We start from the raw sequence: 20,619 nt of genomic DNA, 5'->3' as shown, positions 1-20,619 counted from the left end.
TTCACCAGTGAGCGTGCTGCCGACGTCAGCCACCTCACAGCGAGTTGGCGGTGATTATGGAACAGTACACACCGCTATGACTGTCTCCACCACCAACCCCATGCCCCAAACCACCGCGCAGAGAAGCGCAGCACTGGATGCTGACACCCGCTGCCCGTGTGGCTCCGGGGATACCTACGGCAACTGCTGCCGCCCGTTCCACCACGGCAAAGCCGCACCCACTGCAGAGACCTTGATGCGCTCGCGGTTCAGCGCTTTTGCAGTCGGGGATGAGGCGCATCTATTGCGCACCTGGGACCCCTCCACCCGGCCAGATTCCGTGGATTTGGACCCTGACCTGCGCTGGTACCGCCTGGACATCAACGGCACCACCGGCGGTGGACCGTTCGAGGACTGGGGAACGGTGGATTTCACCGCGCATTACAAACCAGTCCCCGGTAGCCAGGCCCCGCGCGGAACTCAAAGAGAGAACTCCCGCTTCCGCCGTCACGATGGTCAGTGGTTTTACCTGGACGGCACGCTCATTTGAAGCTGACTGCTCCGGCGGGGTAACGCCGCCGGACGCTCAGCACGCGGCGTCGTCGTCTGCGTTGGGGCGTTTCCCAGGCCCGGGTGGGATCGTGCCAAGAGCACCACTCCCACCACGGCAGCGGCGCCGGTGAGCAGCAGCCCAGTCAGTGCCGCTGCACTGAGGTTTCCGTACTCTCCGAGCACAACAGCTCCGATGAATACAGCCATCATGGGGTCCACAACAGTCAATCCGGCAAGCACGGTTTCCGGTGGGCCGGAGGCGTAAGCGGCCTGAACCACCCAGATCCCCACGGCTGAGGCCAGCACGATGGCAATGACCGTGAGCAGCATTCCATGCAGCACCAGGTCAAAGGCAGAGGCCAATCCTCCACCACTGTTGATCGCGCCCATCACGCTGGACGCCACCACGTGCACTGAAGCAGCCACGGTGCCAAATGTCAGCCCAGCCAGAGCTACCAACACCAGGTGGCTGGCGCCGGTTGCCGCCAGCACGGCACCCACCAGGCTGAAAAGGATCAGCAGTCCGTTCAACCAGGTCAAGGTGCCCGGGACCAGGGACGCAGTCTGGGAGTTATGAGCCGAGACAGCCACAAAACCGGCCACTCCACCCAGGGTCAACACCATGCTGCCGGCCATCGGCCACGTCATCCGCAGGCGCAGAACTTTCATGCTGATCGCAATAGCCACCACCAGTGACACCGCTCCGACGGGCTGAACCAGGGCCACCGGTCCAAGCCCCAGCGCCGCAATGTTGAGCACCGTTTCCAGGCCCAGCAAGGTCAGCCCCACCAGCCACAGCGGCCGCAACACAAGGGGCTTGGTGTCCGCAGATGACCCGGTACGGACTGCGTGGTGCTGTAGATGAGTGCCCACAGCCAGCCCAACAGCCGCCAGCAGGGCCAGGATGATTGAGGTGATGACCATGCCTTCAGGCTATGAAGACCCTTGTCCACGGCACATCCACCAGAAGTCCTATCTTGTGCCACGCCCCTCATCCTGCGGTATGACCACACATCCAGTCATCCGCTGGTGGAGCCGTCCGGTCCGGGGGTGTCCAGCAGATTGACCAAGTCCTGCACAGATTCCATGACGGCCGTGGGCCGGAAGGGATATTGCTCCACCTGCTCCCGCTTGGTCACACCGCTGAGCACCAGCAGCGTGGACAGACCCGCCTCCATTCCGGCAATGATGTCCGTGTCCATGCGGTCCCCCAGCATGGCCGTGGTTTCCGAATGCGCTTTGATCCGATTCAGTGCCGACCGGAACATCATGGGGTTGGGCTTGCCCACAATGTAGGGCTGCTTGTTGGTTTTGGTGGCCGCGGAGATCATGGCTGCAACTGCGCCGGTGGCGGGCAGAGGGCCCTCCGGAGACGGCCCCGTGGTGTCTGGATTGGTGGCAATAAAGCGCGCTCCGCCGTCGATCAATCGAATGGCCTTGGTGATGGCCTCAAAGGAGTAGGTGCGGGTCTCACCCAAGACCACGTAGTCACAGTCGGTGTCTGTGAGCACAAACCCGGCCTCGTGCATGGCGGTGGTCAAACCAGCCTCCCCAATCACGTAGGCCCGGTGGCCGGCAGCCTGCTCCCGCAGGAACTCGGCCGTGGCCAGTGCGGAAGTCCACAATTCACTTTCCCGGACCTCCAAACCGGAGCGAGCCAATCGAGCAGAGAGGTCACGGGGCGTATACATGGAATTGTTGGTCAGGACCAGGAATCGCTGGCCCCGCTCCCGCCACAACTCCAGTAGCCGGGAGGCCCCGGGAATCATGGCTTCTTCACGGACCAGGACACCGTCCATGTCCGTCAACCAGGTGTTTGTCCCGATCAGTCGTTGCGTACGCGGCGCTTCCATGAGATTCACCCTCCAAAATGTCCCAGCCGGCTATTTTTCGCTGCTTGCAATCACCATCAACGACGACGCTCCTACGGCGCCTTCCGCTCCCCACACTAGGCCGTGAGTGTTTCGTGTTCACGGCACTGGCCCGCTATTGCCAGTGACCCCCGCCACTGAGGTCACTTTCCGATAACGCTGTGAGCGTAAGATTTTGCGAGTTGACCGTCCCCAGCTCGATGAACCACCGGAGCCGCACCGTGTCCCATACTGCTCCCGAGTCCACCGCCACACCCAAGTCCCCCCGGGGTGGCGGATTCCTGGACCGTTATTTCCTCATTTCAGAACGTGGTTCCACCATAAGCCGCGAGGTCCGTGGTGGCATTGCCACGTTCATTGCCATGAGCTACATCGTGGTGCTCAACCCGCTGGTTCTGGGCCTCGGTCCAGATGGCACCGGGAACACTTTGGGCGTGGACCGTGTAGCCGCCATGACCGCCCTGATTGCCGGTGTGCTGACCATCCTGATGGGCGTGATCGCCAAGGCTCCGTTTGCTCTTGCCACCGGCCTGGGCGTGAATGCCTTTCTGGCCGTCACCATTGCCACACACCCTGAGCTGACATGGCCGCAGATCATGGGCCTGGTCATCTGGGCCGGATTGATCATGTTCGTGCTGGTGTTGACCGGCTTCAGGACGGCTGTGTTCAACGCGGTGCCGTCGTCGTTGAAAACCGCCATTGTGGTGGGCATCGGTCTGTTCATTGCCCTGATCGGGTTTGTCAATGCAGGCTTTGTGCGCCGCATACCGGATGAAGCCAACACCACCGTGCCTGTGAGTCTGGGCGTGGGTGGTCATCTGATGGGCTGGCCCACGCTGGTGTTCGTGCTCACCCTGCTGCTGACGGTTGCCCTGATGGTGCGCCAGATCAAGGGCGCCATTCTGATTGCCGTGGTCTCCGGCACCGTCCTGGCCCACGTGTTGGAAGCCGTGGTTCCTTCAGGGTCTTCGGTGGAAAGCCCCACGGGGTGGTCCCTGGTGGTCCCGGAGAACCCCACTGCGTTGCTGTCCTTCCCCAATCTTTCCCTGCTGGGTGAAGCAGCCCCGATTGATGCTCTCACCCAGCTGAGCAGCTTCACCGCCGCGTTGCTGATTTTCACCATTTTGCTGTCCATCTTCTTTGACGCCATGGGCACCATGGTTGGCCTCTCCGATCAGGCCGGGCTGGTCAAGGACGGCAAGATCGAAAATGTTGACCGAGTGCTGATGGTGGACGCCTTTGGTGCCGTTGCCGGTGGTGCCGGGTCCGTGTCCTCCAACCAGATCTACGTGGAGTCCTCCACGGGTATTGCCGAAGGTGCCCGCACGGGCCTGGCCAACGTGGTCACCGGCTTGCTGTTCCTGCTGGCCGCCTTCATCACCCCGCTGGTTGAGGTGGTTCCGTTCGAGGCCGTGGCGCCTGCCATGGTGGTGGTCGGCTTCCTCATGGCCAAGAATGTGGTGCGGATCGACTGGGACGACTGGGGCATTGCCGTTCCGGCCTTCCTGACCTTTGTGGTCATGCCGTTCACCTACTCCATTGCAGATGGCATTGGTGCCGGTTTCATCTCCTACGTGTTCATCCGCGTGGTGCAGGGCCGCATCAAGGAAATTCACCCGCTCATGTGGGTTGTGGCTCTGGCCTTTGTGGTCTTTTTCAGCACCGGTGTGATTGAAGGCTGGGCCCAGTAATGACCACAAACCAAGTCATCCCCCCGGACTCGGTTCTCCACTTTGCCGAACAGGCCATTCACCCGCGCCGCTCTCTGTGGCGGCGGCTGGTTGCTTTGATCGTGGGCAGTTTTGCCGCCCTGGTGGTTTTGAGCATTCTGTCCCTGGTGGCACAGCCCGCGTTGCAGCGCTTTCTTCCCGGCGACTTGGCCTCTCTGGCCGCTGCCGGTCTGAGCCTGTTCGTGGCCGGCACCGTCCTGGCCTTGATCACCTGCGCCCTGCTGCGCCTGTCTCCGGGTCAGCTGGTCTCCGTCACGGGGCGTTTCCGCTGGAAGTTGTTTGGGCTCTATGCCCTGGCCTGTGTGCCTGTCATGGCTGTGTTCTTGATCGGCAGTGTCCACGGGATTCAGCGTTCGGACTGGCTTCTGGCCACTCTGGTGGTTTTTGCCGTGATCCCGTTCCAGGTTGCCGGGGAGGAACTGGCGTTCCGCGGGGCCATTCAGCAGTCCGTCTCAGCGCTGTTGGCCCGATGGCGGTTCAGGCTGGTTGCTGCAGCCCTGGTCAGCGCCGCTATGTTTTCCGCGGCCCACCAGCCCGGCAACATCCAAGGGTTGGTGGCCTTCCTGACTTTCGGTCTGGTGTTTGCAGCAGCCGGTTATCTCACGGGTGGCCTTGAAGCTCCGCTGGCCATTCACTTGATCAACAATCTCTACAGCCTGGGTACACCCACCATCCAGGTGGACAACACCAACCTGCTCACGCAAAACGCCACCCAGATCACGTGGGGCAATGCGGCCTTCAGTGTGGCAATCAACGTGGCGGCGCTGGTGGTGATTGTCCTCATCAGTCGTCGTCTGCAGGCGCGGACCACCGCCCACCCATCGTGAGCCACAGGTTTGACAGGTACATGACCCCTGGAATCGCCTCCCAGGGGTCATTTACCTGTCAAACGCATTTCACGACGACGACGCCGCCGGGTCCCTCCGCGGCGGAATCGTTGCGGCAAAGGTGGCTGTCCAGTGTTGGTCCTTGTACTGAGCCGGGACCGGGTCAACCAGCAAGGACCGAGTCATGGTGGCGGCTTCTTGCGACCCGGTTTCAGGCAGCGGGCGATGAGAGGCAGCCAGGACCACGTTGCCGCGTCGTCGTCCTTTGAACATGGCGGGGTCAGCCACGGCGGCCACGTGCGGGAAGACCGAACGCAGAGTGGCAATTTCCTGCCGGACCCCGTTGAGTTGGGGGTCATCCCCCACATTGAGCAGATAGATCCCGTCCGGGCTCAGCACCCGCTCGACCTCACGGGTGAACTCCACGGTGGTGAGCGGGTGCGGCGTCCGGTCGCCGGCAAAGACGTCCCGGATGATGACCTCCCGCGTGTTGTGGTTCAGGGACTCGGTCACGGCACGCGCCTCCCCCGCACGAACCCGCAAAAGCGGTGCGCGGGGTAGGTCGAACCATCCGCGGACCAACTCCACCAGACGGGCATCCAGTTCCACCACCACCTGACGGGACGTGGGCCATTCGTGGGCCACCCACCGCGCCATGGAACAAGCTCCGCCACCCAGGTGAAGAACCCTGAGTTTCTGCGGATCGAGGTTGGCGGGCACATACATCCGCAGCACGGCAGCCATCCAGCGCATGTACTCAAAGTCAAGGTCACCCGGACGTGCAGGGTCCACATGCGAAGACGGCACCCCGTTGACCAGCACGGTCCAGGCCCCGGGTGTCAGGTCATCCGGGACCAGCTCAACGGTCCCGGTACTGATCTCCCAGGTACCTGCGCGCGGCCCGGAGCTTTCTGCCGGTGGCTCCTGCTGCCCACGTTGGCGTTTGCGACCCATCAGGCAATGCCACCGGGCCGAATCATGCGGTACGTGAACTGCCCGGACCACGCACCCTCTGCAGGTAGCGGCGGGGTGTCCACCTGCGTGAAACCGTGCTTGCGGTAGAAAGCATCCGCACGCTGATTACCTGCCATGATCCACAGGTACACGGGTTCGGCTGGATCGTGGTCCTTCAAGACCGCCTCCATCAGCTGGGCACCCAACCCCGTTCCATGGGTGCTGGCCCGGGTGTAGAGACTCACCAACTGGCGGGTGGCAATCACATCAGAAGCCACCGCGCACTCCCAACCCAATGGTCCGTCGGCGGCAATGGCAAAGCCGACCAGTACGCCGTCGTCGTCTTGGGCCACCTGAACGTTGGCGCTCGGCGCCTCCAAATGCGCGCGGTCTTCCTCAGCGGCGCCGGTGCCGGACTGAATGGAAGCCACGAATGCTGTGCCGTAGAGCGGTCCGTAAGTCTCCGCCTGACATGCAAAGCGCAGGGCTGTGAGGGCCTCAGCGTCCGCGGGAGTGCCAGGCCGGATGCGGTAGCTCAACTCTCGATGGCCCCGGAACTGCTGTGTCCCTCCAACGCCTGACGCTGTAGAGCAGCCTCCAACCGCTCCACCTTGCCGGAGATCTCCCCCGTGCGACCAGGGCGAATGTCCGCTTTCAGGACCAGGGACACGCGCGGGCCGTGACGCCCCACCGCTTCCGTGGCGCGCTTGATCACAGCCATGACCTCATCCCAGTCACCCTCAATGGTGGTGAACATGGAGTCAGTCTGATGCGGCAGACCGGAATCGCGGACAATCTGGACTGCAGCGGCGACGGCGTCGTGTACGGAGGCATCTGGGTTGTCGCCACCCATGGGCGATACGGAAAATGCGACGATCATGTGACCATCCTCCCACTGCACCTTCCCGGGCAGGAAGACAGCTTGAGCACTTGACTGAACTGCTGGGCGTGCAGCACGATTTGCTGTAGTGAAATAAAAACAATAAAAACGATTTGCACTGGGAGGTGCGTGTGGAACAGTCGCCCAGAACCCCCTCCAACAGCCCGTTCACCCCTGGTTACGGCAAGCAACCACACGTCTTTGCCGGCCATGAGCCAGAAGTGGACGAGCTGGTCCAAGTATTCAAGACTTACGACTTCGGCGACAATCACTCCATCCTGGTTTCCGGTCTGCGCGGCTCAGGTAAGACCTCCATGCTGGGGTTACTGCAGGATGCAGCTGCCGAGGAGGGGTGGCTGGTCATTCAAGACGACGCAAGCCGGGGCCTCATGGAACGAGTCATGGGCACCACCATCCCTACGATCATCAACGATTTAGAGCCCACCCACCGTCAAGCTCTGAGTGCACTGAAAATCTGGCACTTCAGCGCCGATTGGACACTGTTGCCCAGGGAACGGCCTACCAAGCCGCTGTTGCGCCAAGACCTACTCGCGCTCTCCAATGCAACAGACCACCGCGGCATCTTGATCACCGTTGATGAAGTATCCGCGAGTAAGGCCCGAATGCGCGAGCTTGCGCGTTTCGCGTTGGAGATAAATCATGCGCTCCAGTGCGGCGCCAACATCATGATCGTTTTCGCAGGCATCAAGGTTGATCTGGACGCCCTGCAAAATCAGGAGCACGTGACTTTTTTGCGGCGTTCAAAGGTTCTGGATTTCCAACGACTTGACCCAGGTTCAACCCGTCGAGTTCTGGCCGAGACCACACAAATCGGCGGACGGACGCTGGCGGAAGATGCCCTGGAGCACATGATCGCCGCATCGCAAGGCTATCCGTACCTAGTCCAGCTCGTAGGTGACTACGCCTGGCGCCAGCAACCAGATCAAGAGGCAATTTCTGTAGAAGACGCTCGCCAGGGGAGCAGCAAGGCGATTGAAGCTGCCCAGAGACGAGTCATCAGCAAAGTCTTCGAGGACCTCTCCGCCAAAGACAGAGAATTTGTAACCGCCATGGCAGAGGACCCTGGGCGATCCAAGATCGCCGACATCGTGCAACGCATGAGGGCTGCTGATCAAAGAGTCTCAGATCAGTACGTGCAGGTATACAAGAAACGCCTGATTGATTCTGGCTATGTCCGCTCTGCGGGACACGGTTATGTCACGTTCTCCCTCCCCTACCTGGGCGATTACATCCGCGCACAGAGAAACTCCCAGGAGCTGGGAGGGTCAGCGGCAACCGCTGACCCTTGGGATGCCTATCCACCGCCTAGCCAAGGCTGAAGCGCGAGGCGCCGCAGTTCTTCCATTGGCCCACTGCGCTGACCGCCGTGACGGGGAACGCCAGGCAACACCGGACGCGGTTGCCGATGGCACCGATAGGGTTGCAGTTGGACCTTGCTCGCCCGCGGATGAGGAGCACTCGCGTGACCAACGGTATTTATCTCAGCGCCATGACACCGCTGTCTGGCAAGTCCCTGGTGGCCCTGGGACTGATGGACACCCTGTTCAAGAACTCCGACCGCGTGGGCTTCTTCCGCCCGGTCCACATGGGCGCCACCCCGCAGGATGACCCACTGTTGCAGCTCATGGCGGAGACCTTTGAGTTGCCCCCCGAACGTTGCCGCGGTGCGGTGTCCCTGGAGCAGACCCGCGAAATCCTGGCCACGGGCAACTACGACGACCTTGATTCCCAAGCAGTGGCCATCTACACCGAAATGGCCACCCACTGCGATGTGATCGTGGTGGATGGCACGGACATGATCGCCCACAATGCCGCGATTGCGGAGTTCGACCTCAATGCACGGCTGGCCAACAACATGGGCTGCTCCGTGCTGGCCGTGATCGGCGGAAACCAGACCGAGGACCCGCAACAGCTGCTCAATGCCGTGGAAGTCTCCCGCACGGAACTGCGGGAGGCCAAGTGCGACATCTTTGCCATCATGGTCAACCGCTGTCCGGTTACCTGGGTGGATGAGGTAGCCGAAAAAGCCCCCCGCGGGCAGCACCACCTCCCCGTGTATGTCATTCCGGAAGTCCCCGCAGTTTCCAGCCCCACCATTGAAGAGCTGGTGGATGAAGCCGGGTTCGGTACAGATCTGGCTGCTGTGCCGTTGGACCGCGACATCCAGGGCGTGAAGATCGCAGCCATGACAGTTGAACACTTCCTGGACCAGCTGGTTGAGGGCGAGTTGGTGATTGTCCCGGGTGACCGATCGGACGTGCTGATGTCCTGCCTGGCCTCGGCGCTCTCCCCCGGTCGCCCCACTCCCGCCGGCATGTTGCTGACCGGTGGTTTGCTTCCCGGTGAGTTGGTTCAGTCCTTCATCCAGCAGGCACCGTTCCCGGTCCTGACCACGGACAAGGACACCTATCAGGCAGCCAAGCGAGTGGCCCGCACCCGCGGGCGCCTGAGCAACCGCAGCCCGCGTAAGGCAGCGGCCGCCCTGGGCGAGTGGTCCCGCCGTATTGATGTCCAAGAGCTTGTGGCCAGACTGGATTTGGAGCGTCCTGTGCGGCGCACTCCGTTGCGCTTCCTACACGATCTGGTGGAAGCCGCCCGGTCTGACCGCAAGAACATTGTGCTGCCCGAAGGTGATGACCCCCGGGTGCTGCGCGCTGCCGAAATCATCCACCGCCGCAACTTCTGCGATCTGACCATCCTGGGCAACCCGGATGAAGTCCGGCGACTGTGCGATGCGGAAGGCATCAACCTGAACTTTGAGGATGATGGTTTGGACCTTGTGGACTACCGCAATGATGCCGCCATGATTGACCGGTACACGGACGCCTATGTGGAATACCGCAAGCACAAGGGTGTGACCAAGGACGTTGCGGTGGACCGCATGCGGGATGGTTCCTACTTCGGCACCATGATGGTTCAGCTGGGCGATGTGGACGGCATGGTCTCAGGCGCCGCCCACACCACGGCCAACACCATCCGCCCCGCCCTGGAGTTTGTGAAGACCGCCGAGGGCGTGAAGATTGTCTCCTCCGTGTTCTTCATGTGCCTGGAGGACCGCGTACTGGTCTACGGTGACTGCGCCGTGAACCCCAACCCGAACGCGGAGCAGTTGGCGGACATTGCGGTGGCCTCCGCCGCCACCGCGCGGGCCTTTGGCGTTGACCCACGGGTTGCCATGCTTTCTTACTCCACGGGCGGTTCCGGCTCCGGTGAGGATGTGGAGCGAGTTCGGGAGGCCACGGAAATCGTCAGGGCCACCAACCCAGATTTCGCGGTGGAAGGCCCCATCCAGTACGACGCAGCTGTGGATGCCAGCATTGCCAAATCCAAGCTGCCCGAATCTTCCGTGGCCGGTCAGGCCACTGTGTTCGTGTTCCCAGATCTCAACACGGGCAACAACACCTACAAAGCGGTGCAGCAGTCCGCCGGGGCAGTTGCCGTGGGCCCGGTTCTGCAGGGTCTGCGCAAGCCGGTCAACGATCTCTCACGTGGCTGCACAGTGGAGGACATTGTGAACACGGTGGCCATCACCGCCATCCAGGCCCAAACCATGTGATCGCGCACCAACCTTATGGATTCACCGGGGACAGGCTTCTGACAGGCTCATTTCCCGCGTATCCATAAGGTTGGTGCTTCACATCCGCGGTAGAGGAGGTCGGCGATGCCTCCCCGAAGCCACTTCCGCAAGCAAGCTGCGTTGAGTTTGCGGCCAGGTGTACCAAATCTGTTCGTAGCTCAGACGCATGGTGTTGTAGCCCAAGTCGCGGGCAGCCAAATCTCTGACCCGGTCCACTCTGTAACGCTCTTGTGGCGCATGGTGCTGTTTACTGTCGCATTCGATGATCAAGGACTGCCCTACCAGAAGGTCAACATGCCCCACCCCGGGGATGTGGACCTGGGACCGAACCTTGAAACGGCGTTGCTGAAGAAAGTAACGCACCCTGGTTTCGCTGCCCGACCCCGCTCCCGGCGTGAAGTGCGCGAGCGCATGGCGCTTGCACGTGGGTGCGATACCAATGAGATCATTCACATCCGGCTCATTGATCAGTCCCTGCTCCACAGCGGACTCGATCACAATGAGTGCAGTTTCCGCATCATGACGCACCACCACCTCGCCAAGACAATCCATCACAGGGGCCAGTGGTTGGTGAGTGGCCACACGCAGGCGGTGCACCTCAACATCGTTGTTCACGCACGGCACGGGAACACCGGGGTTGAGCATGACGTGTAGGTTCCGATTGGGAGTCCAGATCCCATGTTGCTCACACCCACTCAAACAACCGAGCGTGCCGCCCAATGCCACAGCACGTGTGACTGGGACAGGTGCCTGCACTGTGGCAAACCATCCTTTGCGCAATCGGCGCAGGGCACCGCTGTCCAGCAGCGAGTTCACCTGCTTGCGGCCCATACCCAGTTCACGTAGATCACTCCATGAGTAGATACCAAGGTCCATGCCTCGACCCTGACACTACTTCCACCTGGCCTTACACCCCCTGTGGATAACTTGCCGAGCGTCGAATGCACGGGCCGAGGCAAGAGCAGCCGCAACTGGTCCAGATGGAGCCGCCAAGCAACAAGGCTCAACCCCGTCACGTACCTGGGCCTCTGAGCGCTGCGGCTGACACAATGGGGTGAACTCCGCTGCCCACCGCGGGCCGATCAGGCGCGCAGGAAGAAGTAACCCATGCTGATTCTGGTCGTCAACTGCGGCTCGTCCTCCATCAAGTACCAGGTTCGCCAGATGCCTAAACCCGGTCAGAACACCCACGACGGCGGCACGGTGGTCACCAAGGGGTTGATCGAGAACATCGGCACGTCAGAGATCAAGGATCACACCCAGGCCCTGGACATCCTGGCGCAGCGCTTGGAAGAAGAACTTGGGGACCGCACCATTGACGCTGCTGGTCACCGCGTAGTCCACGGTGGAGAGCGCTTTTCCCATCCGGTTCTGGTGGACAACGAGATCATTCGAGCCGTGGAACGCCTTTCTCCCCTGGCTCCACTGCACAACCCAGCTCATGCCCTGGGACTGCGTGCCATTCAGAAAAAGTGGCCTGACATGCCCCAGGTCTGCGTTTTCGACACGGCATTTCACCGGTCCATGCCGGAGCACGCGTGGCGTTATGCCCTTCCGAATGAGATGTACGAGGAGTACGGCGTCCGCCGTTACGGGTTCCACGGAACCTCACACGATTTTGTGACCGGACTTGCCGCAGAACACCTGGGTGTGGCGCGCGATCGGTTCAACGCCGTGGTGGCTCACCTGGGCAACGGCGCCTCCGTGACGGCCATCAAGAACGGCCAGTCTTATGACACCTCCATGGGATTCACCCCGCTGGCGGGGCTGATCATGGGAACCCGCACCGGTGACTTTGATCCTTCGATCATCACCGCCATGTTGCGCCGGGACCCGGAGATGACGGCTCAGCACCTGGACGACATGATGAACAAGCAGTCCGGCCTTCACGCTATTGCCGGCCATTCGGACATGCGCGCCGTGGAAGAAGCTGCCGCCGCGGGGGATGCAAACGCCCGGTTGGCCCTGGAGATGGCGGCCTACCGTCTGGCCAAGTACATCGGCGGATACCACGTGGCCGTGGGTGGTGCCCGTGCTTTGATCTTCACCGCCGGGATCGGTGAGAACTCGGGGACCTTCCGCCAGCTGGTGGTGGATCACCTGGGGGCGCTGGGAGCAACGCTGGACCCGGAGGCCAACGCGGTGCGCAATGACCAGGTGCGGCGGATCTCCACTGACGATTCCACCTTGGAGGTGCTGGTGGTCCCCACCGATGAGGAACGTGCCATTGCGGAAGCCACCGCTGAGCTGGTCAGCGGATAGATTCTCAGGCGTTGGCCACCACCGGCGGCTGATCCGACCACGGAAACACAATCCACTCGTCCGTGGACTTCCAGACATAGTCAGGCTCCACGATGGACCGGGGCTTGGAATAGATCACCGCGCTGCGGCAGTCAGCCCCGAATCCGGACAGCAGTTCCAGCACAAGGGCCAGCGTGCGCCCGGAGTCGGCGACGTCGTCCACCACCAGAACTTTGCGTCCCCGGATGGAATCCACATCCAGCATGGGTGCCAGCAGCACGGGATCGGGCAAGGTTTCGTGGACGTCCGTGTAGAACTCCACATTGACGGCATCAATCAGCTTGACGCCCATGGCGTAGGACAACGCGCCCGCGGGTACCAGGCCGCCGCGGGCCACTCCGATGATCAGATCGGGCTGGAACCCGCTGTCCGCAATGGCCTGGGCCTGCTGTCTGATGGCATCACCAAAGCCTTGCCAGGTGAGGACTTCTTTGGTGATCAGGTCCGTGGAATCCGCGTGATAAGCCATGCGGCAACGTTAGGGCATGCGACTCCACGGTGCCATCCAGCACCACCGCCACTCACCCGTGCCCAGTGTCCAGTTGTGTGGCCTCTCAGCGCTCAGGGGCCACACAACTGCGCACTCGGCCGCCGGCACGGACCAAAAGCTCAGTCCGCCAGCATCTCCTGCACCAAAGGAGCCACCCGGGTGCCAAACAGTTCGATGGATTGCATCATGGCAGCGTGACTCAGCGGTCCCACGGAGTATTTGAGGTCAAAACGTTCAGCCCCAAGCTCCTGCCCGTGGGCTGCGATCTTGCGCGCCACCGTGTCCGGCGACCCCACGTAATAGGCCCCTTCCGCTCCACACATGGCGTCAAAGTCCGATCGCTTCAGCGCAGGCCAACCGCGTTCGCGGCCAATGACATCGTGATTGGCCGCAAACGCCGGGAAGAACTCATCACGTGCCTGCTGATCCGTTGCCGCCACATACCCCGGGGAGTGCCACGCTATGGGCAGTTCGGGCTTACCAAAGTGTTCAAGGGCTCGCCGGTAGTGGTCTGCAAAGGGTTTGAAGCCCAACGGGCTGCCGCCGATGATCGCAAAGATCACGGGAAGCTCATAGTGGGCGGCCCGCACCACGGAGTTCGGAGATCCACCCACAGCAATCCAGGCGGGCAACCGTCCGGATTCCGTCTTGGGGAAGACCTCAATGCCGTTGATCGCCGGGCGCAGTCCCCCCTCCCATTCAACGGGGCCCTCCCGCTGCAGTCGAGTGAACAATTCAAGCTTCTGGGCAAAAAGGTCCTCGTAATCCTCCAGGGCGTAACCGAACAGCGGGAAGGACTCCGTGAAGGAGCCGCGGCCCAAAATGGCTTCCGCGCGTCCGTTGGACAGCGCATCCACCGTGGCAAATCGCTGATACACCCGCACCGGATCTTCCGAGGAAAGCACTGTGACCGCGGTGCCCAGGTGAATCTTGGATGTGATGGTGGCCAGACCAGCAAGGACGGTGTCCGGCGCGGAGACCGCATAGTCGGCGCGGTGATGTTCGCCCACCCCAAAGAAGTCCAGCCCCACTTGATCTGCCAGCTGCCCCTCAGCGACGACGTCGCGGATCACCTGAGCCTGTGAAATCGGCTGACCGTCCGGCCCGGGGTGGACATCGCCAAAGGTGTTGAGGCCAAGCTGCATGTTCTGCTCCGGAAGTAGGGGATGAACCGCAATCCATTGTGCCCCACTTATGGTGACGTGTCACGCAAAGCGGGTGGGTTGGGTTCACTCGCTGCGCTTCAACGCTCGATCGTGCAGCACGTACCCCAAGGCCATGGAGGTTGATCGGAACAGTTCTCCACCCAGCACCCAATACGCCACGGTCACTGCGCTGTCCGCCCCCGTCAGCCAGGCACCACCCACCACCAGCACCAGCTGCACGCCGCTGATCCGCATGAACCAGCGTTCGTACCCACCCAGCATCAGCACATTGCTGGTGGCAGAGGTGGTGGCATTGATCAAGGTGGACACCACCAGGACCACGGCAGCCGCCCAGGTTCCCCGATAATCCTCACCCAAGAGATCCACCAGGGTGCCTTCGCCCACCAACAGGAGGAAGATCAACAGCAGGCCGGGCAGTATGGCGGAGGCAACCGCTGCTTCCACCACAAGTTTGCGCAGCGCAGAGCGGTCTTGCACGGCCACCGCGATCCGCGGCCCGAACACAGTTGCCACCGCCGAGGTTCCCATGGCGCCGGCGGACTGGATGCGCTGTGCGACGTCGTAGGTACCGGCCACCGCCAAGGAACGTGCGGAGAGTACGAACATGGGTCCGCGAACACACAAGGCGGTCAAGGTTGCCCCGAGCCCCAGGGGTAACGCCACCCGCCACGGGGTTTTGGGAACTTCCACGCCCTGGGCTCGGTAATGCGCCAGACGGCGGCCAGGTGCGGGGGAAATCCACCACATGATCGCAGCGGTCAGCACAAAGGCCACCACCTGCCCAGCAATCAGCAGGTGCGGGGCGAACAGGGCCGCCAGCACCGCGGCAATGAGCCCGAACCCCGGCAGCGCCACGGACTCCAAGAACTGTCCGGCCACGGGCAGTTGCCGGGCGATCCGCTGCACCATGAACAGGCGCGCGAATGCCGATGCGGCCGCCACCACCCAGAAGGCCAGCAGAAGCCACATGGAGTACCCCAGGGCGGCCCCCACCACCGCCACAATCCCCACCACCAGGCCAATGGCCAGCCACATCATGGCAACTGTCCTGGCGTCCCGGCGGGCCAAAAGGCGCGCGGCGCGGCGATCGTTGGCAGCCCAGAGAGGTGCCTGTTCACGCATCCCGGCAACGTCCAGCCCAAAGGTTCCGGCCATTCGAGCCACCAAGGCCACGGACCACAGCAGACCGTTCAGACCCACATCCTGCACGGTGAATTGCAGGGCAACCACGGCCACCAGCGCCATCTGTGCTGCCGCTCCGCCGATGCGAATTGCCAGCACCATGAGGGACTGCAGTCGGGCTCCACCCACCCCGCCGCTAGCTGCCACTCTTGGGATCGTCCCGTTCCGCGTGATCAGGTGAAGGTTCGTGGGCCACTGAGCTCTGCTGGACGGCAGGCTCCGTGGAGTTCCGGCCCTTGGCGGCCCGATCCTTGACCAGGTACCATAGGAATTTGGTGTTGCCCACGGCATAGCGCTTGAACATCCGTTTGGGCTCCAGAGCAAGCCGGAAGGCCCACTCCATCCCCAACCTCTGCACCAGTTCGGGTGCACGTTTGGTTTCCCCGGCGACCACGTCAAAGGAGCCACCCACGCCCACGCACACTCCCACCGCCATGCGCTCACGCTGCCCGTAGATGAAGTCTTCCTTCATGGGCGATGGAACGGCCACGAACAGGATGTCCACGCTGAGGTGGCCGATTTCCCGGGCCACGTCCTCATCGGTCTTCCCGGCCTGCCTCCAGTAGCCGTCATGACGGCCCACCACATTGGCGCCGCGTCGCGTGAAATCCTCCGCCACGGCATCCAGAACCTCCGGGCGCGCGCCCAGGAGGTAGATGCGTTGACCCTCCTCAGCGGAAAGGTCCACCAGACGGTTCATCAGGTCAATGCCCGCCACGCGCTCAGGGACCGGACGGCCCAGCAGCTTGGCGGCCCACACCACGGATTGACCGTCAGCACTGACAACATCCGCGGCGTTGAATTCATGCTGCTTGGCAGGATTTTCCTTGGCAGAGACAATTTTGGCCGCGTTGATGGACAAGTGGTTGTGGTGACCGCCGTCAGTCATCAACCCTTTGAGCTTGTCCACGGTCTGGTCCATGGTCAGTGGGTCAATCCCCACCCCCATGACGTTGCGCCTGGTCCGCGATTTTTTGGACGACGACGCCGAAGCCCAACCCCGTTGCGGTGAATCCTGGTCAAAGTCATCTTGACGAGCCGGCTGACTCATTGTTGTTCCCCCATCCGGCCAGGGCCAGCGTGGCGTGCCCCTGGTTCCATCTCATGTGCGGCAGCCCCGACCCCAAACTGCGGAAGCCGCCGTCGTCCCCCTGGAGTGCCAGGAGGTGTTCCACCGCCGGTTGCGGAGCTGGGATTGCCCAGCCCCGGTTCACGGCCCGGGCCAAGAAGCCCACGGTGGTGGCTACGTTGTGTACGTCATGTGAAGCCTTTTCTGCGTTGGCGTAGTACAGCGGCAGGCCGTCCCGATTCAGGCAGTGCTCTGCCCAGAATTGCAGCCCCTCCTGCCGGGCATTTCCGGTGTCAAAACCGGCCGTTTCCAGTGCCCACAGGGAGTCCAGGTTGTAGATGGTGTGGAAACTGTCAATCCACTCCAGCCCCGGCCCCACCCCGTAGGACCACGCACCGTCCGGCATCTGCGCTGCCACGGTTCGGTTGATGGCGCTCTGAATCTTGCCGCCGTCCCCTCCCAGCATGGCCAGGCTTTCAGCACCCAGCAAGGAACCGTTGTGCACCAGGCGGTCGGAAGTGGTGGTGTAGCGGAAGTAACCATCGTGAAACTGTCCCTCCAGCCACTGCTCAACCTCAGTGCTGACTTCCTTCAGACGTCCGGTGGCTTGAAAGGCCCGGAGCGCAAAGGTGGTGGCCACCACGTTGGGACTGCCCGCGGGGTAAAAAGCCCACCGGGTTTGGACATCGAACTCATACCCCCAGGGGCCGGCTCCACGCTCGGTCAGAATGCGGTCCACCAGACGATTGGCCAGTTCAGGGTTGTTGTCCAGTACCGCAGCATGGGAAAACAGCGCCATCCCCTTGGTCATCCGCACCGGTGGAACATCCGTCAGGTCCCGTAACCACTGTCCGGCGCGTTTGTGCGCCTGCACCCACGCCTGACGTGGGCGGCGAGTCTTCAAGTGCTTGGCCAGCGGGGACAGCAGGCCGTCATACGGGTCCGTGCCGGCGAACTCGCGGACTTCAGCAAACCGGAAGGCCCGCTCCAGCGCGGAATCCACGGCCTCAGCAAGGTCCGGAGTCAACAGGTCGTGTGGTCTCATGCGTCTCCCTCCGCAGGCAGATGCTCGGAGGACCTACCGGTCTCCATCCGGCGTCTGGGTTTGGCTGTGGTCCGGTGGCGTTCCCGGGCGTGGTCCACCATGCGGTCAAAGCGCTCCCTGTAAGAATCCAAGGCGTAGCGCCCCCGCCAGACTTTGCGTGCAGAAGTTGCCATCCGCTGCCGAGTTTCGTGGTCCTTGATCACAAGCTCCAGAGCCTCGGCCAAGGCTTGGACGTCACCAACCGGGACCAGCAGGCCGTCTTGGCCGTCGCGGATGACTTCAGGGACCGCGCCTACGGGGGTGACAACGGGAGCCAGTTCCCAGGCCATGCCTTCCAACAGGGACAACGGCAGGTTTTCGGCCTGGCTGGGCAGAACCAAAACGTGCGCATGTTCCATCTGCTCCACCAAAGCAGCGCTACCCAACCAGCCCGTGACAGTCACGTTCTTGGCGCTGTCCAGTGCGGTGGCAATCAGGCCGTCAGGGTCATCCATGTCTCCCGCCAGGATCAACGTGGCAACCCCATCGGTCTCCAACCGGGACCAGGCATCCAGGAGCACGTGGGCTCCCTTCCGTTTGCCCACTCGCCCGGCAAACAACACCCGCACGGGCAAGGGCCGCTGCCCCAGCCGGACCGGCCCGGGAACTGCATTGGGCATTTGCACGGTCTTGATGGTGGACACCCCCAGAGCATCCTGGACGTAGCGCCCCCACCCCTCACCCAGCACCGCCACCAAGGCGGCCCGGTTGAACAAACTGCGGATTCGGCGTTGTAGGAACGGCGGCTGAGCGCTGTAGAAGGCCGGATACCCGCCACTGTGCAGATGCACCACGTAGGGAATTGAGCGGAACCGCAGAACCTTGCTGAGCAAGAACTTTCGCCAGGTGCTGCCGCGTGAGCTCACCTGCAAAACCCACACCTCGTCAGTGGATGAGGTCAGCGCTTTCACCAACGCCTGCACAAAATGCACCAAGCGCAGGATGACTGAATCGGGAGCGCCACCCGATTCAACAAAGTCCAACGTTGTCTGCGTGGACTGCGTTGATTCCAGATACCCGGACATCACGCCGATGCCTCCGGGTGAGCCCGGCCGGGGCCCTGCAACACGAACCTTCATGCCTTCCCCCCACGTTCTCCGGCAGGTTGCTCTGACCCGCTCTCCCACGGAGCCATACGCTGCCGCACGGGGAGTTGAGCATCTGCGCCCTGCTGGCTTACAGACTGTTCATCCCGGGGGACCGCGGAGAGAGCCGTGGCAATACCGGCAGCCACAAACGGCAACGCGAACATGGGTGGGGAAACAAAAACGGGAGCCACCACGGACTCGATCCCCAATGTGAGGAACCAAGCCACGGTGACGGCACCCACCCATCGCACCCCCGCGGAGTCGGCGCCACGCATGAGCCTCCACCCGGTGACAGCCAGGAGGTAGAGCGCACCGGCGTAACAGAGTGCGCCAATCAAGCCCGCCTCAGCAATGGGCGCAGGCCAAAAGGTGTCGGACAGGAACCCACCGCGGTCACCGGGGCCCATCCCGTAAATCCACTGGTAGCCCAGATCCTCGTAGAGGGGGCTGTAGTGGTCCCCGGCCGTGAAGGAGGCAAAACGGCCGAACCCCACACCCAGCGGGAAAGCCGCCAGGGTCAACGTGATGGCGTCCAGGGTCATCCGCACCCTGGCGGTCTCCGCCACATTGGCGGTGTACTCCTGATAGGTGCTCACCACCACAGCGGTCAAGGGCTCCCATCCCAGGATCAACGCCACCGGGAGCAGCACTGCCAAAGCCGTCACATAGAGCGAGCGTGGCCCTGGCAGCACGGCCCGCATGGTGATGGCGGTCAGGGCCGCCGCTGCAATGGATTTACGCCGGAAGGCCGCAATACAAGCCAACCCCGTGGCAATCAGCAACGCCAAGCTCAGGAGGTTTTTACGGACCAAATGGCGGTAGAGCAGGATGGCAACAAACGCCATGGCCATGGTGGTGCCCAAGCCAACCGGGTGATCGAACGGGCCCGTCAAGCTGGTGAAGCCAGCCCGTTCGGTAATGGTCTCCATGCGCCCGATCCAGGCGTTCCAGGACCCCGGAAGCGCCGCATTCACCACGGCTGCGGCAAGAACGAACATCACAAAAAAAGTTCCTGCCCGGACAATGTTGGGGACATCCTCTCTCCGCCAGTCCAACTGGGCCACGGCAAAGCCCAGTGCAGGTCCTTTGAGGAACAGGAAAGCGCCCATGGCCATGGTGGTCAATGGAACTGAGTTGACAACACTGCTCACCACGCCAAAGGCCGCGAAAGCCAGGAAGAACCACAAGGCCGGATAAGACCGGATGGACCCGTGCAGATACAGGCGGCGTCCACAGAAGAGAGCCACCGCAAGAATCACACCCAGCTCATCCCCGTATCCCAGGGCGTTGACGCCGGACACCGTTTGAATGGTCTGGGACAGCATGGTCACCATGACCAAAACTCCCGCGGTGACCTTGGGATAGATGAAGGCGCAGGCACCCAAAACCACCACAGCCAGCCCGCCGGTCAGGACGGCTGCCGCCACGGTGATCCATGTGGCAACTTCAACCAACGCGAAACCTCCCCGTGGTCGTGCGTAATTTCCCAATGAACAACGCGCACCGCGGCTCCAGCATGCCCTCGACCCCGTACCGAGCATTGCCAGGTGTGAGCAGCGGCCTACTTCCCCAAGTTGGACCGACTGCCTCACGCTCTCCAAGCAGCATTCTGCCGTGAGGCCACACATGCGCTCAGGCCATGGTGACACGCATGGCCACACAGTTTGCAATCGCAGGCGGGGATGTCCACACAAGTGGGAGCCCGCCTCATTAACAATATGTATTTTCCTACGTCATGATTTTGCTGGGGGTTAGCATGGGCCGTGCTCGCGGCAAATATTTGGGGTGCCGTCAGCACGGAGCATTCACCTCCCGGATCAGGGCACTGATTCAGGCCCCTGGAGGGGA

At 62.3% G+C, this 20,619-nt stretch carries 19 protein-coding genes; 6 read left to right on the top strand and 13 right to left on the bottom strand.

What is annotated here, in order from left to right:
- The first annotated feature begins 100 nt into the window (after positions 1 to 100).
- On the top strand, positions 101 to 529 hold the full coding sequence (locus Q4G32_RS10735) for a YchJ family protein (protein ID WP_303351330.1): 429 nt from the start codon (positions 101 to 103) through the stop codon (positions 527 to 529).
- Here Q4G32_RS10735 and Q4G32_RS10730 read toward each other — a convergent pair.
- On the bottom strand, positions 505 to 1,455 hold the full coding sequence (locus tag Q4G32_RS10730) for a hypothetical protein (RefSeq protein ID WP_303351312.1): 951 nt from the start codon (positions 1,453 to 1,455) through the stop codon (positions 505 to 507). The two genes, Q4G32_RS10735 and Q4G32_RS10730, sit on opposite strands and share 25 nt — an antisense overlap.
- Positions 1,456 to 1,550: 95 nt before the next feature.
- Positions 1,551 to 2,384 (bottom strand): HAD-IIA family hydrolase, encoded by an 834-nt coding sequence (locus Q4G32_RS10725; RefSeq protein WP_303351310.1) that lies wholly within the window; start codon positions 2,382 to 2,384, stop codon positions 1,551 to 1,553.
- Between the two features lie 218 nt (positions 2,385 to 2,602).
- On the opposite strand from Q4G32_RS10725, the gene Q4G32_RS10720 reads away from it, so the two are divergent.
- Positions 2,603 to 4,093 (top strand): NCS2 family permease, encoded by a 1,491-nt coding sequence (locus Q4G32_RS10720; RefSeq protein ID WP_441327497.1) that lies wholly within the window; start codon positions 2,603 to 2,605, stop codon positions 4,091 to 4,093.
- The gene (locus tag Q4G32_RS10715; RefSeq protein WP_303351306.1) at positions 4,093 to 4,959 is read left to right on the top strand and encodes a CPBP family intramembrane glutamic endopeptidase; all 867 of its coding nucleotides are present in this window, start codon (positions 4,093 to 4,095) and stop codon (positions 4,957 to 4,959) included. Before Q4G32_RS10720 ends, Q4G32_RS10715 begins: the two co-directional genes overlap by 1 nt.
- Before the next feature lie 69 nt (positions 4,960 to 5,028).
- Here the strand turns inward: Q4G32_RS10715 and Q4G32_RS10710 are convergent, their stop codons facing one another.
- From Q4G32_RS10710 to Q4G32_RS10700, 3 genes are read right to left on the bottom strand one after another with little or no spacing between them, the layout of a single operon-like run.
- Positions 5,029 to 5,913 (bottom strand): spermidine synthase, encoded by an 885-nt coding sequence (locus Q4G32_RS10710; protein ID WP_303351304.1) that lies wholly within the window; start codon positions 5,911 to 5,913, stop codon positions 5,029 to 5,031.
- Positions 5,913 to 6,452 (bottom strand): GNAT family N-acetyltransferase, encoded by a 540-nt coding sequence (locus tag Q4G32_RS10705; RefSeq protein WP_303351302.1) that lies wholly within the window; start codon positions 6,450 to 6,452, stop codon positions 5,913 to 5,915. Before Q4G32_RS10705 ends, Q4G32_RS10710 begins: the two co-directional genes overlap by 1 nt.
- Complete coding sequence (locus Q4G32_RS10700) at positions 6,449 to 6,793, bottom strand: thiamine-binding protein (RefSeq protein ID WP_303351300.1); 345 nt, start codon at positions 6,791 to 6,793, stop codon at positions 6,449 to 6,451. Before Q4G32_RS10700 ends, Q4G32_RS10705 begins: the two co-directional genes overlap by 4 nt.
- A 131-nt stretch (positions 6,794 to 6,924) precedes the next feature.
- On the opposite strand from Q4G32_RS10700, the gene Q4G32_RS10695 reads away from it, so the two are divergent.
- Positions 6,925 to 8,133, top strand: coding sequence for an ATP-binding protein (locus Q4G32_RS10695; RefSeq protein ID WP_303351298.1), 1,209 nt, complete (start codon positions 6,925 to 6,927; stop codon positions 8,131 to 8,133).
- Between the two features lie 143 nt (positions 8,134 to 8,276).
- The gene (gene pta / locus Q4G32_RS10690; protein WP_303351296.1) at positions 8,277 to 10,370 is read left to right on the top strand and encodes a phosphate acetyltransferase; all 2,094 of its coding nucleotides are present in this window, start codon (positions 8,277 to 8,279) and stop codon (positions 10,368 to 10,370) included.
- Positions 10,371 to 10,448: 78 nt separating this feature from the next.
- Here pta and Q4G32_RS10685 read toward each other — a convergent pair whose 3' ends face one another.
- On the bottom strand, positions 10,449 to 11,267 hold the full coding sequence (locus Q4G32_RS10685) for a type IV toxin-antitoxin system AbiEi family antitoxin domain-containing protein (RefSeq protein ID WP_303351294.1): 819 nt from the start codon (positions 11,265 to 11,267) through the stop codon (positions 10,449 to 10,451).
- Between the two features lie 231 nt (positions 11,268 to 11,498).
- Here Q4G32_RS10685 and Q4G32_RS10680 point away from each other — a divergent pair, with 231 nt between their 5' ends.
- On the top strand, positions 11,499 to 12,653 hold the full coding sequence (locus tag Q4G32_RS10680) for an acetate/propionate family kinase (protein WP_303351292.1): 1,155 nt from the start codon (positions 11,499 to 11,501) through the stop codon (positions 12,651 to 12,653).
- Between the two features lie 4 nt (positions 12,654 to 12,657).
- On the opposite strand, the gene Q4G32_RS10675 is transcribed toward Q4G32_RS10680, so the two are convergent.
- From Q4G32_RS10675 to Q4G32_RS10645, 7 genes are all read right to left on the bottom strand, one after another.
- Positions 12,658 to 13,161, bottom strand: a complete 504-nt coding sequence (locus Q4G32_RS10675; RefSeq protein WP_303351291.1) for a phosphoribosyltransferase — start codon at positions 13,159 to 13,161, stop codon at positions 12,658 to 12,660.
- A 140-nt stretch (positions 13,162 to 13,301) separates the two neighbouring features.
- Positions 13,302 to 14,327, bottom strand: a complete 1,026-nt coding sequence (locus Q4G32_RS10670; RefSeq protein ID WP_303351290.1) for an LLM class flavin-dependent oxidoreductase — start codon at positions 14,325 to 14,327, stop codon at positions 13,302 to 13,304.
- An 84-nt stretch (positions 14,328 to 14,411) separates the two neighbouring features.
- Positions 14,412 to 15,677: a lipopolysaccharide biosynthesis protein gene (locus Q4G32_RS10665; protein ID WP_303351288.1), complete on the bottom strand. Its 1,266-nt coding sequence runs from the start codon at positions 15,675 to 15,677 to the stop codon at positions 14,412 to 14,414.
- A complete protein-coding gene (locus tag Q4G32_RS10660) occupies positions 15,667 to 16,581 on the bottom strand; it encodes a WecB/TagA/CpsF family glycosyltransferase (protein WP_303351287.1) in 915 nt (304 codons plus the stop codon). Before Q4G32_RS10660 ends, Q4G32_RS10665 begins: the two co-directional genes overlap by 11 nt.
- Positions 16,556 to 17,644 (bottom strand): hypothetical protein, encoded by a 1,089-nt coding sequence (locus Q4G32_RS10655; protein ID WP_303351286.1) that lies wholly within the window; start codon positions 17,642 to 17,644, stop codon positions 16,556 to 16,558. Before Q4G32_RS10655 ends, Q4G32_RS10660 begins: the two co-directional genes overlap by 26 nt.
- Positions 17,641 to 18,762 (bottom strand): glycosyltransferase family 4 protein, encoded by a 1,122-nt coding sequence (locus Q4G32_RS10650; RefSeq protein WP_303351285.1) that lies wholly within the window; start codon positions 18,760 to 18,762, stop codon positions 17,641 to 17,643. Before Q4G32_RS10650 ends, Q4G32_RS10655 begins: the two co-directional genes overlap by 4 nt.
- Entirely contained in the window at positions 18,759 to 20,225 is a 1,467-nt protein-coding gene (locus Q4G32_RS10645) for a hypothetical protein (RefSeq protein ID WP_303351284.1), read from the bottom strand. The genes Q4G32_RS10650 and Q4G32_RS10645 overlap by 4 nt, the downstream gene beginning before the upstream one ends.
- Between the last annotated feature and the right edge of the window lie 394 nt (positions 20,226 to 20,619).

Origin of the sequence: Kocuria sp., from assembly GCF_030538595.1 — a bacterium.
Classification (GTDB): Bacteria; Actinomycetota; Actinomycetes; order Actinomycetales; family Micrococcaceae; genus Kocuria.
The sequence above is the reverse complement of the archived record's forward strand: the minus strand, read 5'-3'. Positions and strand labels throughout refer to the sequence as shown.

What these genes read in the sequence shown, in the direction of transcription:
- Q4G32_RS10735 (WP_303351330.1), top strand. Translation starts at nt 101, where the DNA reads ATGCCCCAAACCACCGCGCAGAGAAGCGCAGCACTGGATGCTGACACC.
- Q4G32_RS10730 (WP_303351312.1), bottom strand. Translation starts at nt 1,455, where the DNA reads ATGGTCATCACCTCAATCATCCTGGCCCTGCTGGCGGCTGTTGGGCTG.
- Q4G32_RS10725 (WP_303351310.1), bottom strand. Translation starts at nt 2,384, where the DNA reads ATGGAAGCGCCGCGTACGCAACGACTGATCGGGACAAACACCTGGTTG.
- Q4G32_RS10720 (WP_441327497.1), top strand. Translation starts at nt 2,603, where the DNA reads ATGAACCACCGGAGCCGCACCGTGTCCCATACTGCTCCCGAGTCCACC.
- Q4G32_RS10715 (WP_303351306.1), top strand. Translation starts at nt 4,093, where the DNA reads ATGACCACAAACCAAGTCATCCCCCCGGACTCGGTTCTCCACTTTGCC.
- Q4G32_RS10710 (WP_303351304.1), bottom strand. Translation starts at nt 5,913, where the DNA reads ATGGGTCGCAAACGCCAACGTGGGCAGCAGGAGCCACCGGCAGAAAGC.
- Q4G32_RS10700 (WP_303351300.1), bottom strand. Translation starts at nt 6,793, where the DNA reads ATGATCGTCGCATTTTCCGTATCGCCCATGGGTGGCGACAACCCAGAT.
- Q4G32_RS10685 (WP_303351294.1), bottom strand. Translation starts at nt 11,267, where the DNA reads ATGGACCTTGGTATCTACTCATGGAGTGATCTACGTGAACTGGGTATG.
- Q4G32_RS10680 (WP_303351292.1), top strand. Translation starts at nt 11,499, where the DNA reads ATGCTGATTCTGGTCGTCAACTGCGGCTCGTCCTCCATCAAGTACCAG.
- Q4G32_RS10675 (WP_303351291.1), bottom strand. Translation starts at nt 13,161, where the DNA reads ATGGCTTATCACGCGGATTCCACGGACCTGATCACCAAAGAAGTCCTC.
- Q4G32_RS10670 (WP_303351290.1), bottom strand. Translation starts at nt 14,327, where the DNA reads ATGCAGCTTGGCCTCAACACCTTTGGCGATGTCCACCCCGGGCCGGAC.
- Q4G32_RS10660 (WP_303351287.1), bottom strand. Translation starts at nt 16,581, where the DNA reads ATGAGTCAGCCGGCTCGTCAAGATGACTTTGACCAGGATTCACCGCAA.
- Q4G32_RS10655 (WP_303351286.1), bottom strand. Translation starts at nt 17,644, where the DNA reads ATGAGACCACACGACCTGTTGACTCCGGACCTTGCTGAGGCCGTGGAT.
- Q4G32_RS10650 (WP_303351285.1), bottom strand. Translation starts at nt 18,762, where the DNA reads ATGAAGGTTCGTGTTGCAGGGCCCCGGCCGGGCTCACCCGGAGGCATC.